Here is a 16629-nt window from a genome sequence, read left to right as displayed (position 1 = left end):
AAATCAAACCGCGCCTGCTACTAGTGGGAGCGGTTTTTTGTTTATGGGGGTAACAGGGGAAATTGGGCATAAAATCCCAATATTGCCGAAATAGAGGAAATTGTAGTAGATTTTGTCGTATAATAGATTGATAGATATAGAAATAGAAATACAACTTTAAGGAGAGAGAAATGAAAAATAAAATTATTATTTGTTTTATTTTGATTCTGGCATCAATGCTTCCTGCGTTTCATGAAACGGAGGTAAAAGCGGCATCAGATACGGTCGTCTACTGGGATGGAGTACAACTAGTAAAAGGCCAAGTCGGCAGAGTTGATATTGTAAAGTCAATTAATCTATGGAAAAGAGATAGCAATAATAAACTCATTTTTATCCGGGTACTTAAACCTGGAGAAAGCTATCGTGTCTATCAATATAGCTCCATGTACGGCGGCCAGTATGGGGTGGGTGGTCCGTATTTTGTAACAAATGTAAAAGGATATGTTGAATACAAAACGCCTTCCCTTGCAAAGCTTCGCCAGGTAAATCCTGAATTGTATGGAACAAAATTATCACTTGGAACGGTAACGGACGAAAAATCGACAGTGATCGCTCCTGGTGTTACCCAATCCAAATTATCAGTAGCAAATAGTCGTGAGAACCAGGAAATTTACGTTCTCAACGTTGACCAGCAGGCATCACAGCTAAAGTTAGAAACTGCATTAGCAAAAGATCAAATGATTGGCTTTGAAACCGTTAGTAGTATGGCTGAAAATAACCAGGCTGAAGAACACTACGTTATCGGCGGCGTTAATGGCGATTATTTTACAGATAATGGCTCACCAACGGACTTAACAGTTCGAAATGGGGAGCTTGTCACAACAAATACAACACCGGCAAGTGAAAGAACGATCTTTGGTGTCTCCCCGGATGGAAAAGCCATGATTGGAAATCCTGAAATTTCTCTTCAAGTATCAGTTAATGGCCAAAATCCGTACATAATCAATTCGGTTAATAAACGCCGAAATGCAAATTACCTTGTATTATACACACAGTATTTTGCGAATACGACGCTGACGAATGAACTTGGAACAGAGGTAGTGCTATCCAATGTCCAGGGCCAATTAAACGGAAATAACACTGTAAAAGCAACAGTGAAGGAAGTAATTGTTGGAAAAGGCAATGCACCGCTAAATGATGGCGAGCTTATTTTATCAGGTCATGGGCTAGGAAGTGATTATCTGAAGACGCTTGTTGCCGGCGATAGTGTTGACATCAATTTGTCTTATGATAATCCTGCTTGGAATATGGTTGATCAGGCCATAGGTGGGCGCTATCACCTTGTTAAAGATGGGCAGGCACAAACGTTTAGTATTACCGGTGCGCATCCGCGTACAGCCATCGGTATTAAAAAAGATGGATCTGTTTTTGTAATTGTCATAGATGGACGCCAGGAAGATAGTTCAGGCGTGACGCTTACAGAGATTGCGAAAGTGATGAAGGATCTAGGAGCTGTTGAAGCAATGACCTTCGATGGTGGCGGATCGTCGACAATGGTTGTTCGTGAACCAGGTGAGACAGATGCTACAGTCATCAATTCTCCATCAGATGGAAAAGAAAGAAGTGTCGGTAATTCCTTGTTAATCGTGGGTACTTGGAAGGCAGGTCCATTAAATACACTGATTTTAAATGCTAATGATCTCAAGCTTTTTGCGGGAGCAACCTATAAGAGTCTTGATATAGCTGTTAAAGGTTTGGATAAAAATAATAACCCAATCACGATTAAGGATCCACTTACATGGAGCTCAAACCTTGGAACATTTAACAGTGATGGATCGTTTACAGCCAGAAAAACAATTGGGAATGGGGCGATTACAGCTGCAAGTGGGTTAGTTAAAGCTAGTTTACAAGCACAAGTTGTTAATCAGCTTGATTCAATTAAAGTGGCAAATAAAACAATTATGGTTGACCAAAACGGTACTTTTTCTATTCCAGCTGAGGGTTATTTAGCTGGGAAAAAGGTTGTTTCAGACCCAACCATTTTCAATTATCAAGTCTCTGGTCAAGTTGGTACCATTGAGAATGGTATTTTTAAAGCTGGTAAAGTAGACGGAATGGGAACTGTGACGATTTCTTATGGATCCGTTTCAACGCAATTTAATGTCATTGTCGGAAATCCAGGCACGATTGTCATTGAGGATTTTGAAGGTAGCCTAAGCTCTTGGAAGGCTAGTGGAGCAAATTATCAATCCATTCAAGTAGTACCGGAGAGAAATTATGTAAAAGAAGGCTCACACTCGCTTAAAGTGGCCTATGATTTTACTGGAACCACTGGGACATCGGGTGTCTATGCAAGCCCAACTACGCCAATTGCCATTCCAGGCACACCGGTGAAAATCGGAATGTGGGTGTATGGTGATGGCAAAGGGCACTGGCTCCGTTCCCAGCTCTCAGATGCTAAAAACAATGTTGTCCAGCTTGATTTAGTGAAAGCATTGGATTGGGTTGGTTGGCAGTATGTTGAAGCAAACATCCCAACAGGATTAACGCCGCCATATAAGCTAGAGACTCCTGTCCGCTATATGGAAGTGGATGATGTAGCAAAAAACAAAGGACAAATCTTTGTAGATCAAATTACAGCTGTTTATAAATAATATTCGATTTATCGTGGCCTCTGCTAGTATAGAGTGGCCCTTTTTGTGAAAAGGTAGTACTAAGGTTTGTTAACCATCATTTGGAAATTGCGGACGCTATTGTTACCTTTTATTTTGAATGCATGAACTATTTTTCAAACCATAATTTGCAGTTTACTGTTTGTTGTGCTAATTTATAAAATGTAGCTAAAAAATAGCTGAATAAATCCGCAATTTTTAAAGTGGAGGGAGTTTTTTAAAAATGGAACAATTAACTGGACATGAAGAATTATTGAAACAATTTGAGCAAAGCCCTCCAAAAATTATTGGTGGATATAAAAAACAAGGCTGGGCTATAAAAGTTTTAGATAAAACCGGTAATGAGGCAGTTGAGGTCGAAGAAGATGGAACCGTTACCGCTAAGGCAGTTCTTGAGTCAAGCGACAACTCCTATTATCCGGCATTCATTCATATAGATGTGAAGCAGAAAGGTCAAATTGTGGGTGTGTATTTTATTTCTGAAAAGAAAGATCAATTTGATTTAATTCCATTTGAGCTTGCCAAAGAATTTATTGAAAAAGAAGAAAAGGATCTAATTCCATTTAAATACCGAACTTTAGAAAAAATAGAGAACGATGAATTCCAGAAAAATTGGCCGGAATTCAGCTAAAAAAGGGACGAACGAAATTTGTTCGTTCTTTTTTTTTGGATAGTTTTCTATATTATTGCTGCTATGCTATTGACAGTGGTCAGCGTTTCGCTGATAAAATGAATTTTTCCGCGGATACGTCGCTTGTTTTCGCTGAAAAACGCCTTTCGCCGATATAATTAGTTATTTCGCTGATAAAATGAATTTTTCGCCGATATATCAGTTTTTTCGCTGATAAATTCCATATTTTCGCTGATATAACAAATCATTCGGGAATTTTCTCCTTACTTTTCAGATAAAATTAAATTTATTTGTGGATATATCACTTGTTTTTTCATAAAAAACAACTTTATTATTAATAACCCCCTTTTTTCACAGATAAATTCCTCTCAAATTTAAAAACAGCCCTTTATTTTTATCATTGTTGGCGTAGCATCAATAAACACCAAAAATTTTGTGAAAATATCTAAATAAAAAGCTTAAATTCCCTTATTTTCCCTTTTTATACCGATTTATCCGTATTGTAATCAAAACGTAATATTAAAACGCGTTTTGTAACGGAAATGAAATAGACGTTTTTTTCAGACTATTATAGAATTTAAGTAAGGATTATTTTCGCTAATTTATTCTATGAATATACATAAATTTGTAAAAGTCTTGGGGGAATTTATACTGATGAAGAATATTTTAAGATTTTTCGCCGTTTTTGCTCTTGTTCTCCCGCTTTTAGTTGGGACACAGACAACGGCAAAAGCTGCTGAAAAAAATGAACTAACCGATTTCGCAAAGACATTAATAGGTGTACCATATAAATGGGGTGGCACCACACCACAAGGATTTGATTGTTCAGGGTTTTTAACATATGTATATAAACATTACGGTGTCGAACTTCCACGTTCTAGCGCGGATCAATTTTCACAAGGTGAAAAAATCAGCAATGATGAAATGGTACCAGGGGATATATTATTCTTTACAACCTATAAGAGTGGCCCATCGCATTCTGCAATATATCTTGGTGATAATAAGTTTATTCACGCTTCACCACAAGGTATAGAAATTGCTAACTTAAATATGAGCTATTACAAAGCCAGATACCTTGGAGCAAGAAGATTTATTCAGCCAGAACAAGTAAAGGATGTAACTTCACTACTTCCAGTTAAACAAGGACAAGTTGGAACCGTATACATAAAAAAGAAGATGAATTTATGGCAAAAAGATGAAAATAACAATCTAATAAAAGTCCGTGTTTTAAATCCTGGCGAAATGTATCGTGTCTACCAAATAGATGATTCATTTGGCGGCCAGTATAACCTCGGATCTCAACTATATGTTACAAACATAGAAAACTATCTTGAGTACATACCTGCGGGGAATTAATAGATTACTAGAAAAATGCCTCCAATCGATTGGGGGCGTTTTTAGTTGGTCACTTATTGGTTGTAGGAAAAGGCGATGTTGAATAATTTTGGGTATCACGACAAAGACAAATACTTAAAAATTTGTACAAAAACAAAACCCAAGCAATCATCTCCTAAGAAACGACGCCTGGGCATTCAGTGCTATTCTGTTTTTTCTGGTGGATGTACCTTCCATTTTGAAAGGTCTGGGTTTTCTTTCGTAATCAATTCTTTTGGAAAAATAAATGTCCATGGTTTGGTTGTGTTTGCCTTTACTTTGAAATTTTGCAAGGTGAAGCTGCCTTGTGCGATTTTTTCGCCCGTAGCATCCTCAATGACTAATGGCAATTTTTCAAACTGGAGTTCCTTATTGCTGCCATTTCGGATGAGGACAGTGGAAACCAAATTCCCGTTGTCCAATAGTTTTACTTCAAGTCCCATGATGTTTACTTCACTAGGTCCAAGTGGTGGAAGGGTTGGAATAAGTTTTTCTAGTTGATCTTTTTGAACGGGTGATAGTTCCTTTTCCCAGCTTTCCTCAAGGTCTAGCTGATTAGGTCCCGTTGCTGATTGTTTTAGTTCAAATGCGATGCTCCAGCCCTCTTTAGGTAGTGGAGCATCTGTTATTTTATCTTCGCTATGATAGAGGAAACGCCATGGCATACAGCTCATTGGCGGCATTTCACCAAGTCCGTCCAATTCAAACTGCCTTTTTGCCAAGGCCACTCCGTTTTCATCAAGAAGCAAGAGGTCAACACTCTCGAATCGGATTGCTTTTGTTAACGTATTTCGCAACAGTGCCACCACAACAAATCCATCATCGAACTGTAACAGCTTGATTCCTTTGATGGAAATTTGGTTGGGTTTGAGTAATGGTAGTTCCTGATGTTTGAACATATAAACATATTTCTCTTGGCTGCTAAGCTCCCAATCAGGATGGATAACAAGGGAGGTTTTGACAAGTTCTGATTCAATATCTTCACGATTTGATTCATGGGCTAATTCAAGTGCATCTTGAGCGGTAATCTCTTCATTTTTTTCTTTCTTTTTAAATAAAGCCATTTATTCGTTCCCTCCCTGTTCCATCTCATATTGACTTTTGATGTACTCGATGAAACGTATGCTAACACCTGATTCAATATCAAATAGTAATTGATTAAATTCAGCAAGAGCATCACTTTCAAACACTCGATTTGGATCTTCTTGGCCATAGCTGTGTAAATGGATTCCGTCTTTTATTAGGGTCATAACATCTAAATGCTGGATCCAGTTGGAATCAATAATTTGGAGCATCAATGACTTTAATCGCCTTCCAAGGTTTTCATCTTCTTTTAAGGACAGAATTTGTTGTTCGAGTTTTGTGTATTCTTCTAAAATTAGTTCATTTATCTCTTCGCTTGTTCGATCCTCAAGATCTTCAAAAGTAATCGGTAATTCGATAAAAGCAAAGTTTAATTCTTCTAGTAAACCGTGTAGATTCCAATCGCCTGAAGGTTTATTCACATCACAATATTTTACGATAATCTGTTGAATATATTTTTTTATATAGCCAGCAACCTCAGGGAACATTTCCTCCAAATTTGAGCCAAGAATCCGGTCACGCATTGAATAAATAATTTTACTTTGTCGATCAAGAACGTTTTCCAGTTTCAATAAATTGGAGCGGGCGGAGTGATGTGCCGATTCAACTAATTTCTGAACAGTCCGGACAAATTTATTTGGATCAGGACTAATAATGAGACTGTCCTCGTTCGTTTTTAATTTCTTTTTATACTTGTCCATTTGATCGACATCATAATGAAGGAACAGATCATCTTCAATTGATATAATGAAAATGGATGAACCAGGGTCACCTTGTCGACCTGATCTCCCTCTTAATTGCATATCAATGCGGAAACTCTCGTGTCTCTCCGTTCCAATAATATGAAGCCCGCCAAGTTCTTTTACCCCTTCGCCGAGCATGATATCAGTACCGCGCCCCGCCATATTGGTTGCTAGCATAATATGGCCCTTCTGTCCGGCAAGAGAAATGATCTTTGCTTCATCTTCTTCTGTTTTTGCGTTGAGAACCTGGTGTTTAATTCCTTTTTTTGATAGATGCTGAGAGAGAATCTCAGATTGTTCAATCGAAGTTGTTCCGACTAAAACAGGTCGTCCGATTTTGTTCATGCTTTCTACTTCTTCAATAATCCGGTCTATTTTCGCCTGCTTTTTGCTATAGATTAATTCATCAAAGTCCATTCTTTGAACAGGCTTGTTGGTAGGGATAGATACAACTTCCAAATTATAGGTTTCATTAAACTCTTCTTTGGAAGGGGTGGCACTCCCTGTCATACCAGCAAGTTTTTTATACATTCTAAAATAATTTTGGATTGTAATGGTTGCCTGTGTTTCATTTTCCTCCGTTACTTCAAGACCTTCTTTAGCTTCAATCGCTTGATGAAGTCCTTCACTAAATGAGCGGCCTTCCATAATTCGGCCGGTAAATTTATCAATAAGCTCAATTTTTCCTTCTTTTACAATGTAGTCAACATCCCTATTCATCACAACGGCCGCTTTTAGTGATTGAGTGACATTATGTAAAAGATCTTGGTGTTCGGCATCATATAAGTTGCTGATTCCAAATGCCTTTTCTATTTTAAAGGCGCCTTCATCCTTTAAGTAGATCTGCATGGTTTCTGAGAAAAGCTCATAGTCCACATCGGCTTTAAAGCTTTTCATGATTTCTGCAGTAATATGAAAAAGCTCTGCTCCAAAGCTAGATTTGTTGGCAATAATTAACGGGGTTCTTGCTTCGTCAATTAGAATGCTATCAATTTCATCTACAATAGCAAAGTGATGACCACGCTGAACCTTTTGGCTACTATCTTGAACCATGTTATCTCTTAGGTAATCAAATCCAAATTCATTTCCTGTCCCATAGGTGATATGAGCAGAATATGCTGCTTTTTTTGCTTCGGGTGGTATTTGTGCGATATTAAGCCCAACGTTTAGGCCAAGGAACTCGTGGACTTTCCCCATCTGTTCATAGTCGCGGCTTGCTAAATATTCGTTGGCTGTAATAATATGGAGACCTTTGTTTTCTAGGGCGTGAAGATAGCTTGGCAATGTGGAGACAAGTGTTTTTCCTTCTCCTGTTTGCATTTCAGCAATGTTACCTTCATGAAGAACGAGTCCTCCGATTAACTGAACGTCAAAATGGCGCATACCAAGCACACGCTTTGATGCTTCACGGACAACAGCGAATGCCTCTGCTTTAATATCATCAAGCGTCTTGCCGTTTTCTAACTCTTCCATAAATAAAGCCGTTTTTTGGCGTAATTCTTCATCAGTAAGTTTCTCTACTTGGTTTTCTAATTGGTTGATTTCGCCGACAATTTTTGATAAACGTTTTATTTCTCTTGTACTGTCGCTGAAAAGCATTTTCACTTTTGTTAACATATAGTTCGCTCCTGTTTTCCATATATAATAACCTAGACGCATTATACCATATGAAGAAAAGGATTTCTTCATTTGTAAATAGGGGGGATCCTTCCGCCGAATCTATGAAACTTTTATTATTTAATAGCGTCAAAATAGAGGAGCAAATTTGTGCAAAAAGTGTGGTTTGAATCGATATAGTTTGTCCAATGTATTAAATTTTCATAACTTCCAATTAAAAAATCGTTGTAAATCGGAAGAAATGTGATACGATATGGAAGATTGGGAAAAGAATAAAACATGCCAATCAAAAAGGTGATGATGAATGTATATTCAAGCTTTTATAGCCTTTTTTGCCGCATTATTTACTGTGTTGATCCTTACGCCGTTTGTTATTAAATTCGCCGTCTGGTTCGGGGCAATTGACAAACCAAACGAGAGAAAAGTTCATCAGAAAATAATGCCGAGGCTGGGTGGACTAGCCATATTTATTGGTGTAATCGCAGGCTATTTAGCTGGCGGCTTATACGAACAAAAAGTTAACACGATTAGCGTGGGAGCGATTTTAATTATTATCATCGGAATTTTGGATGATAAATATGAGCTTTCTGCAAAAACCAAGTTTGCTGGACAACTTATTGTGGCAGCACTCATTTTAGCAAGTGGCCTGAAAATTGACTTTGTTACCATTCCATATATAGGGAACTTTTATTTAGGTGCTTGGAGTTACCCGCTTACGATTTTTTGGATTGTAGGCATTACAAATGCCATTAATTTAATCGACGGGCTTGACGGACTTTCTGCTGGTGTCTCAGCAATTGGAATTGTTACCATTGCCATTATGGCTTTTTTAGCTGGGAAAGTACTTATTTTCACACTTTCACTTATCTTACTAGGAAGCATTATCGGCTTTCTGTTTTATAATTTTCATCCTGCTAAAATTTTCATGGGGGATACAGGGGCACTTTTCATAGGATATTCTATCTCTATCCTTTCATTGTTGGGATTATACAAAAGTGTAACGCTATTCAGCTTCTTGGTTCCGATCATTATTCTTGGAGTTCCGGTCTTTGATACAACTTTTGCGATTATCCGCAGAATTGTTAACAAAAAACCGATCTCAAAGCCGGATAAGTCACACTTACATCACAGACTCTTGGCATTAGGACTTTCACACCGAAATACTGTTTTAGCTATTTATGGGTTCGGCATTCTCTTCAGCACGAGTGCTATTCTACTTTCAAAATCCACGCTATGGGGAAGTATCTTCATTATTTTTGGATTGTTAGTTGTTATCGAAGTGATTGCAGAATTCAGTGGTATCGTCCATGTTCAATACAAGCCTATTTTAAGCTTACTTAAAAAATTGACCGATAAACGGCCGGTTGGCGGCAGGCGTTATTAAAAACAGACATGTAAAACTATTGACGGGATTTGCCTCTAGTTTCAAAACCTGGCATTCCCGTCTTTATTTGGGAATTTTTATTCTTTGCCGCTTTACAGTATATTATGCAAACTAAAAAAGTTTCTCATGAAATTTTACTTAAACACCAAAATCAAGTTATACTAATTTTGTCATATTCTATTTAGTGAAAACTAAGGAAGTATGGTAAACTATTATTTGTTTTTAGATTGATTTTACATTTTTGGAGGTATTCCCGATGAAAGTACCTATGCTAGACCTTAGTGAACAGTATCAAGGGTTAAGATCTGAGGTTTTAGAAGTATTGGATCAAGTAATGGGTTCATCCCGATTTATATTGGGTGACAACGTTAAAAAACTCGAGCAGGATATTGCTAAATTTAGCAACGTAGCTCATGGTATAGGTGTTGGAAACGGAAGCGATGCAATACATATTGCTCTTCAAGCATTAGGAATAGGGCCTGGAGATGAAGTGATTACCACAACATTTACATTCTTTGCTACCGGTGGTGCAATTGTCCGTGTAGGTGCAACGCCTGTATATGTTGATATTGACCCAGAAACATTTAATATTGATCCAGTTAAAGTAGAGGAAGCCATTACTGAAAAAACAAAAGCCATAATTCCTGTTCATTTATATGGGCAAATGGCTGATATGGAAACATTAGCGAAAATTGCCGAAAAACATAATCTTGTGATTGTAGAAGATGCTGCACAGGCAATCGGAGCAAAGCAAAATGGAAAATCAGTAGGAGAGCTAAGTTCTGCAGCTACTTACAGCTTTTTCCCAACTAAGAACCTTGGCGCATACGGAGACGGCGGTATGATTGTCACAAATAATGACGATGTTGCTGAAAAAACAGGCGTTATTCGTGTCCATGGCAGTAAGCCAAAGTATTACCACCATGTGTTAGGCTACAACAGCCGTTTAGATGAGCTTCAAGCAGCTGTTTTAAACGTTAAATTCCCACATTTAGAAGAGTGGGGTGAGCTGCGCCGTCAAAAAGCAGAAACTTATACCCATTTATTGAATGAAACGCTTGGTGACGTAGTCACAACACCAGTTGAAAAAGAAGGTAATTATCACGTTTTCCATCAGTACACTATTCGTGTGGAAAATCGAGATGAACTTCAGAAGTTTTTAAATGATCAGGGAGTTCAAACGATGATTTATTATCCGCTTCCACTCCACTTACAGCCTGTATTTGAAAATCTAGGCTATAAAAAGGGAGATTTGCCAGTAGCAGAGAAAGCGGCTAATGAGGCTCTATCACTTCCGATGTTCCCTGAATTAAAGACTGAGCAACAAGAATATGTTGTGGCGAAAATAGCAGAGTTTTACGGAAAATAATAGTCCTAGAAAACGTCGCCATCGAACAGGGGGCGTTTTCTTTGCTTGTTATTGAAGGGAATATTTGTGGAAATTCTACAAGAAAATGGATGAAAAGGATGCGTGGATAGACCTTGGCTGAGGAAAAGAAAAAATTCGTTCTTTACGAGTACCTTTTATATTTTTGGGATAGAAAATGGTTCTTTGTTATTGTTCCGCTTATTACGACTATATTGATTGCAGGTACGGTTTATGCTTTGAAGCATGACAATAAATATACCGGTGTGGCATTGATTTTTACTGGCTCTATTACTACCAAGGATTTAACAGATCCTGATAATATCAAGGCAAAATATAAAGGTATTGACCCTGATGTGTTTGTCACTGAAAAGAGCCAGGTGAAATTCACAGTTAACGGTAGTTCTCAGGATGAAGTACAAAAGAATCTAGATCATATTACCACCTCTTTTAGTAAGGAACTTGATAAAAATGCGAAAATGCGTCTTGCTGTTTCAGATGCTTCCCTTGAAGACCTTAAGGATCGAGTCAAGACTCTAAAAGCATCATTAAGAATGTATCATGAAAAGATTGATAGTAACCAACTGCCAGCTGATCGATACGCTAACTATTCTGATCTAATTATTAAGTCGGAGGACGAGCTAACTGGTGCTCAAACAAGAGTAAACGAGATGAGTAGTGATCGTGTATTTTTTGAAAAGCCTAAGGTCCTTTCTGAAAATGTTCATGCTAAAAAGACCTATCTTCCTGAAAGTATTGCAATTGGGATTATTCTCGGCATTTTATTGACGATTGCGTTATTAATGCTTCTAAAATATTTAGGGGTTGCAAAAAAACATTATAAGCGTGATTAGTGGAAATAAAGATTTTAGAATGTGGATAACATTTGTGTTCTTTCTAAATTACATGCTAAACTAACAAAAATTGTTAAGAAACAATTGTAAAAACGAAATATTTAAAGACATTAGTTACATTTGATTTTTGTCACCTTAGAAAATGCCAAATATGGCGGAAAAGTCTTTCTTAAGCAAAGGAGAAATTTGAGATGAGTTCATTTGAAACGTTAATTAAAAAAATTGAAAATAGAGAAGCAGTTATTGGGGTTGTAGGACTTGGGTATGTGGGTCTTCCGTTAGCTGTTGAAAAAGCAAAAGCGGGCTATAAAGTAATTGGTTTTGATGTACAGCAATCACGTGTTGAACAAGTAAATCAAGGGATCAACTATATTGGCGACGTTGTCGATCAAGATCTTGTGGACATGATTAAATCAGGTCAGCTTATTGCAACAACTGATTATGCACGTATTCAAGATGTTGATGCAGTAGCCATTTGTGTACCAACACCACTTGATATTTATCAGCAACCAGATACTTCATATGTTGAAAGTTCTGCAAATGAAATTGCGAAGAATTCACATGAAGGTATGCTTGTTGTTCTTGAATCAACTACTTACCCTGGTACAACTGAAGAAATCGTCAGGCCTGCTCTTGAGGCAAAAGGTTTAGTAACAGGTGAAACAGTTTTCATCGCTTACTCTCCTGAACGTGTCGATCCAGGTAATAAGCAATTTAAAACTAAGAACACTCCAAAGGTTGTTGGTGGTATTACTGCAAACTGTACGAAGGTAGCAGCTTCTTTATACCGTAACGTATTAGAAGGAGATGTATTCGAAGTTTCTAGTCCAGCAATTGCTGAAATGGAAAAAATCTTCGAAAACACATTCCGCCATATTAATATTGCTTTAGCAAACGAAATGGCCATTCTTTGTGAAAAAATGGGTATTGATGTTTGGGAAGTAATTGATGCAGCAAAAACAAAACCATACGGTTACATGGCTTTCTACCCTGGTCCAGGTTTAGGTGGTCACTGTATTCCGATTGACCCATTCTACTTAACATGGAAAGCTAGAGAATACAATTACCATACAAGATTGATTGAACTTGCAGGGGAAATTAACAATACAATGCCTGAATATGTAATTACCCGTGCTATGCAAGTGTTGAATGAAGAAGGTAAAGCGCTTCGTGGTGCGAAAGTAACCGTTCTTGGTGTTGCATACAAAAAAGACATTGATGATGTTCGTGAATCTCCAGTTCTAAAAATCATTGAATTCCTAGAACAGCATGGAGCAGATTATCAGGTTGTCGATCCGTATGTAGCTTCATTCAAGTGCTGCGGCAAAAGAATGGAAACAGTTCAATTAACGAAGGAAATGCTTCAGCAATCTGACTTAGTTTTAGTGGCAACTGACCACTCTGATTTTGATTACCAGATGATTGCGAATGAGAGCAAGCTTGTTTTTGATACACGTAATGCACTTAAAGGTATTACAAAACCAAATAAATATGTAAAACTATAATCTAAAGCTTTAAGGGGGAAATTTTCTATGAACTATATCGATCCATCTGTAACTCTCGATGACAGTGTTAAAGTCGGTTACTTTTCCGTTATTGAAAAAGATGCAAAGATTGGGGAAAATGTCGTCATTGGTAATAGAGTAACAATTCATGAAGGCACAGTAATCGGAGCAAATACGACGATTGCGGATGGAGCTGTCTTGGGACATGGACCAAAGCCTGCAAAGACTAGTACGTTAAAAATTTCTGGTTCCATTCCAGCGCTTGAAATCGGAGAAGATGTAACAATCGGTGTCAACTGTGTTATATACAGAGGGGCAAAGATTGGTTCTAGTACATTAATTGCTGATTTAGCAACTGTACGGGAAAATGTTGAGATTGGTAATTTTGTTATTGTTGGTCGTGGAGTAACGGTTGAAAATCATGTGAAAATTGGCGAACGTACGAAAATTCAATCGAATTCCTACATTACAGCTTATTCAACTTTAGAGGATCACGTCTTTATTGCACCATGTGTAACAACGACAAATGATAATTTTATGGGCAGAACGGAAGAGCGATTTGGTCAAATTAAAGGGGCAACTGTTAAACGAGGCGCTCGTGTTGGAGGAGCATCCATCCTATTGCCTGGTATTGTGATTGAAGAAGAAACATTTGTGGCTGCAGGTGCTTTGGTTACAAAAGATACAGAGCCAAAAACACTTATAAAAGGTGTTCCTGCTAAGTTTGTCCGTATGGTTGACGAACGGGAGCTGTTATAGGGTGTTTGCCCAAATTAAGCGTTTAGGAGCGGATTCGCTCCTTTACGCATTTATGAATATCGGCACAAAATTAATCGCTTTTATTATGCTTCCTATTTATACTCACTTTTTGTCACCGGCAAAATATGGGGTATTGGGAATTATTGATAATTGGACGTCAATGCTCACGTTCTTGATTATTTTTGGAACGGATTCGGCACTTTCCTTTTTTTACTTTGATACAAAGGATAAGGAAAAGCGAATAGAACACGTTCGTAACGTTATGTATTTCCGTCTGTTTATTGTGGCAATTTTAGCCTTAGTCGTGTTTAGTGCAGGGCCGTGGATCTCTAAATTATTGCTTAATGATGCTAAATATGTATCATTATTGTACATTAGTATTTTGACACTGTTCGTTGATTCAGTGACCGTTGTTGTCTTAATGGTTATGCGTTTTGATTTTGTAACGAAGAAAGTTGTTATCTATACAGTGGGGAAAATGCTGTTAATGGCAGTCTTTTCTTACTTGTTCTTAAAATACTTTGTCAAAACTGCCGAAGGAATATTGCTTGGTAGGTTAGTTGGATATGGAATTATTTTCTTTCTCCTCTTGCCTTCAAGTGTAAAATATCTAAAACCAAAGATTAACTTTCCAGATCTTAAGGAGATGATTAAGTATGCAGCTCCTTTAGTTCCTGCTTCACTTGCTTTTTGGATCATTGCCAATGCCAGTGTTTTCTTCCTGCAAGCATTTCATTCTGCAAAGGAAGTGGGCATCTATCAGGCTGCCACTAAATTAGCAATGATTATAACCCTCTTAACAAGTGGTGTTCAATTAGCGTGGCGCCCATATTCCATGGAGATAAAGGACAAGGAAAGTAGTCCACTTCTTTTTTCAAAAGTTTATTTAGGTCTGTTGTTAATTGGTATCATTGGGGTCATGTCAATTGCTACAGCCATGCCGTATGTGATTGGAATTTTGGGTCATAAGTACCATATTGCTTACCAGTATGTTGCGATTTTATCAGCAGCAACCTTTTTGAATTTTTATTACATGATCATTTCAGTTGGTCTGTTCTTTACGAAAAAAACATCGGTTATTTCGGTTGCTTTCGGTATCGTGGCAATCATCAATACCGTTCTTAATTTTGTGTTGATTCCACACTATTCAATTTGGGGCGCAGTAACGTCATATATAATTGCCTACATGGTTGCGATTATTTTCATCTTTAGAAAAAGCCAGCAAGTATATTATGTGCCTGTGTCATTTGGAAAAATGGCATTTTTATTTGTTAGTATGATTATTGCGGTTGTTGGAATTACGTATGTTCAGGAGCAAGGCTTAAACGCGCTTTATATTGCTTTGGCGTGGCTATTTGTTGCCTTGACCATTGGCATAAGTAGAATCGATAAGGATTTCCGCAGAAAAACGTATAAGGCCCCAACTAAAGTCATAAATGAATGAGCCATTCATGATGAAATAGACCGAATTGGTTAAAATAAAGGTAAATTTTAAAAAATCTAAGAGGTTTTAATGATTTAGATATTTATTTGCGTATATATGAGCGGAAATCGTTTTATCCGCGAAAACTTTCAGGAGGTAGTGTAGGGTGAAAATTATTACTGTTTTGGGTGCAAGGCCACAATTCATCAAAGCAGCACCTGTCTCTCGCGTTTTACGTGAAAAACATACAGAACTGATCGTTCATACTGGTCAGCATTATGATAGTAATATGTCGGAAATCTTCTTTGAAGAATTACATATTCCAAAGCCAGACTATAATTTGGCGGTGGGATCTGGAAATCACGGCAAGCAAACAGGTGAAATGCTTCAAAAAATAGAAGAAATCGTTTTAAAAGAAGAACCTGATTTCTTGTTAGTATATGGCGATACAAATTCTACTTTGGCTGGTGCTCTTGTTGCAGCTAAGTTGCATATTCCGGTCATTCATATTGAGGCAGGCTTAAGAAGCTTTAACAAAAAAATGCCTGAAGAGATTAATCGGATCATGACAGACCATGTTTCCGAGTACCTATTCTGCCCAACTGATACAGCTGTTAAAAATCTGACGGATGAAAATATTACACACAATGTCTTAAATATTGGTGATGTAATGTATGATGCCGTTCTTTATAACCGTGAATTAGCTCAAGAAAAATCAGCAGTCCTCTCGACTAATGATCTTGAGAAAAAAGGGTATCACTTAATTACGATTCATCGCGCTGAAAATACCGATGATCTTCAAAACATTAAAAATATCCTTGAAGCTTTTTCAAAAATTGAAACCGTGAAGGTATGGCCAATGCACCCTAGAACAAAGCATAAGCTTGCTTCATACGGTTTAGATCTTAATGAAATTCCAAACTTGAAAGTCATTGAGCCTGTTGGCTATCTGGATATGCTGACACTCGAAGCAAATGCTCAAAAAATCATTACCGATTCTGGTGGCGTTCAAAAAGAAGCTTATTTTATGAAGGTCCCTTGTATTACAGTACGTGAACAAACTGAGTGGGTGGAAACACTCGAAGAAGATGCCAATATACTAGCTGGCACATCTGTTGAAAAGATTCTTGAAGGCATAAAGAAGGAAGTTTCCCCTTCGTATAAAGATGTCTTTGGTGATGGAAAAGCCTCACAAAGAATTGTTGAAATTCTAGAAAATAGATAAAAAGGCGGGCAGGA

The 16629-nt window shown here is 37.6% G+C and carries 12 protein-coding genes; 10 read left to right on the top strand and 2 right to left on the bottom strand.

Annotation, left to right across the window (positions count from 1 at the left end):
• Positions 1–170: 170 nt before the first annotated feature.
• From RCG20_RS09615 to RCG20_RS09605, 3 genes are all read left to right on the top strand, one after another.
• A complete protein-coding gene (locus RCG20_RS09615) occupies positions 171–2633 on the top strand; it encodes a phosphodiester glycosidase family protein (RefSeq protein WP_308184015.1) in 2463 nt (820 codons plus the stop codon).
• Positions 2634–2874: 241 nt separating this feature from the next.
• Complete coding sequence (locus RCG20_RS09610; RefSeq protein WP_308184014.1) at positions 2875–3282, top strand: hypothetical protein; 408 nt, start codon at positions 2875–2877, stop codon at positions 3280–3282.
• A 654-nt stretch (positions 3283–3936) separates the two neighbouring features.
• Complete coding sequence (locus RCG20_RS09605; RefSeq protein WP_308184013.1) at positions 3937–4638, top strand: C40 family peptidase; 702 nt, start codon at positions 3937–3939, stop codon at positions 4636–4638.
• A gap of 182 nt (positions 4639–4820) precedes the next feature.
• Here the strand turns inward: RCG20_RS09605 and RCG20_RS09600 are convergent, their stop codons facing one another.
• The gene (locus tag RCG20_RS09600; RefSeq protein WP_308184012.1) at positions 4821–5720 is read right to left on the bottom strand and encodes an accessory Sec system S-layer assembly protein; all 900 of its coding nucleotides are present in this window, start codon (positions 5718–5720) and stop codon (positions 4821–4823) included.
• Entirely contained in the window at positions 5721–8099 is a 2379-nt protein-coding gene (secA2, locus tag RCG20_RS09595) for an accessory Sec system translocase SecA2 (protein WP_308184011.1), read from the bottom strand.
• Positions 8100–8403: 304 nt separating this feature from the next.
• Between secA2 and RCG20_RS09590 the strand changes: the two genes are divergently transcribed.
• The 7 genes from RCG20_RS09590 (at position 8404) to wecB (ending at position 16615) form a co-directional block, all read left to right on the top strand.
• A complete protein-coding gene (locus RCG20_RS09590) occupies positions 8404–9483 on the top strand; it encodes a glycosyltransferase family 4 protein (RefSeq protein WP_308184010.1) in 1080 nt (359 codons plus the stop codon).
• Positions 9484–9739: 256 nt separating this feature from the next.
• A complete protein-coding gene (locus RCG20_RS09585; RefSeq protein WP_308184009.1) occupies positions 9740–10852 on the top strand; it encodes a DegT/DnrJ/EryC1/StrS family aminotransferase in 1113 nt (370 codons plus the stop codon).
• A 113-nt stretch (positions 10853–10965) separates the two neighbouring features.
• On the top strand, positions 10966–11703 hold the full coding sequence (locus RCG20_RS09580; RefSeq protein WP_308184008.1) for a GumC domain-containing protein: 738 nt from the start codon (positions 10966–10968) through the stop codon (positions 11701–11703).
• Positions 11704–11894: 191 nt separating this feature from the next.
• Positions 11895–13208, top strand: a complete 1314-nt coding sequence (locus RCG20_RS09575; RefSeq protein ID WP_308184007.1) for a nucleotide sugar dehydrogenase — start codon at positions 11895–11897, stop codon at positions 13206–13208.
• A gap of 27 nt (positions 13209–13235) precedes the next feature.
• Positions 13236–13967, top strand: coding sequence for an acyltransferase (locus RCG20_RS09570; RefSeq protein ID WP_308184006.1), 732 nt, complete (start codon positions 13236–13238; stop codon positions 13965–13967).
• A 1-nt stretch (position 13968) separates the two neighbouring features.
• Positions 13969–15411, top strand: a complete 1443-nt coding sequence (locus RCG20_RS09565; RefSeq protein WP_308184005.1) for a lipopolysaccharide biosynthesis protein — start codon at positions 13969–13971, stop codon at positions 15409–15411.
• Positions 15412–15556: 145 nt separating this feature from the next.
• Positions 15557–16615, top strand: a complete 1059-nt coding sequence (gene wecB, locus RCG20_RS09560) for a non-hydrolyzing UDP-N-acetylglucosamine 2-epimerase (RefSeq protein ID WP_308184004.1) — start codon at positions 15557–15559, stop codon at positions 16613–16615.
• Positions 16616–16629 lie beyond the last annotated feature (14 nt).

Origin of the sequence: Neobacillus sp. PS3-40 (assembly GCF_030915485.1) — a bacterium.
Classification (GTDB): domain Bacteria; phylum Bacillota; class Bacilli; order Bacillales; family Cytobacillaceae; genus JAUZPL01.
The sequence above is the reverse complement of the archived record's forward strand: the minus strand, read 5'-3'. Positions and strand labels throughout refer to the sequence as shown.

What these genes read in the sequence shown, in the direction of transcription:
- RCG20_RS09615 (WP_308184015.1), top strand. Translation starts at nt 171, where the DNA reads ATGAAAAATAAAATTATTATTTGTTTTATTTTGATTCTGGCATCAATG.
- RCG20_RS09610 (WP_308184014.1), top strand. Translation starts at nt 2,875, where the DNA reads ATGGAACAATTAACTGGACATGAAGAATTATTGAAACAATTTGAGCAA.
- RCG20_RS09605 (WP_308184013.1), top strand. Translation starts at nt 3,937, where the DNA reads ATGAAGAATATTTTAAGATTTTTCGCCGTTTTTGCTCTTGTTCTCCCG.
- RCG20_RS09600 (WP_308184012.1), bottom strand. Translation starts at nt 5,720, where the DNA reads ATGGCTTTATTTAAAAAGAAAGAAAAAAATGAAGAGATTACCGCTCAA.
- secA2 (WP_308184011.1), bottom strand. Translation starts at nt 8,099, where the DNA reads ATGTTAACAAAAGTGAAAATGCTTTTCAGCGACAGTACAAGAGAAATA.
- RCG20_RS09590 (WP_308184010.1), top strand. Translation starts at nt 8,404, where the DNA reads ATGTATATTCAAGCTTTTATAGCCTTTTTTGCCGCATTATTTACTGTG.
- RCG20_RS09585 (WP_308184009.1), top strand. Translation starts at nt 9,740, where the DNA reads ATGAAAGTACCTATGCTAGACCTTAGTGAACAGTATCAAGGGTTAAGA.
- RCG20_RS09575 (WP_308184007.1), top strand. Translation starts at nt 11,895, where the DNA reads ATGAGTTCATTTGAAACGTTAATTAAAAAAATTGAAAATAGAGAAGCA.
- RCG20_RS09570 (WP_308184006.1), top strand. Translation starts at nt 13,236, where the DNA reads ATGAACTATATCGATCCATCTGTAACTCTCGATGACAGTGTTAAAGTC.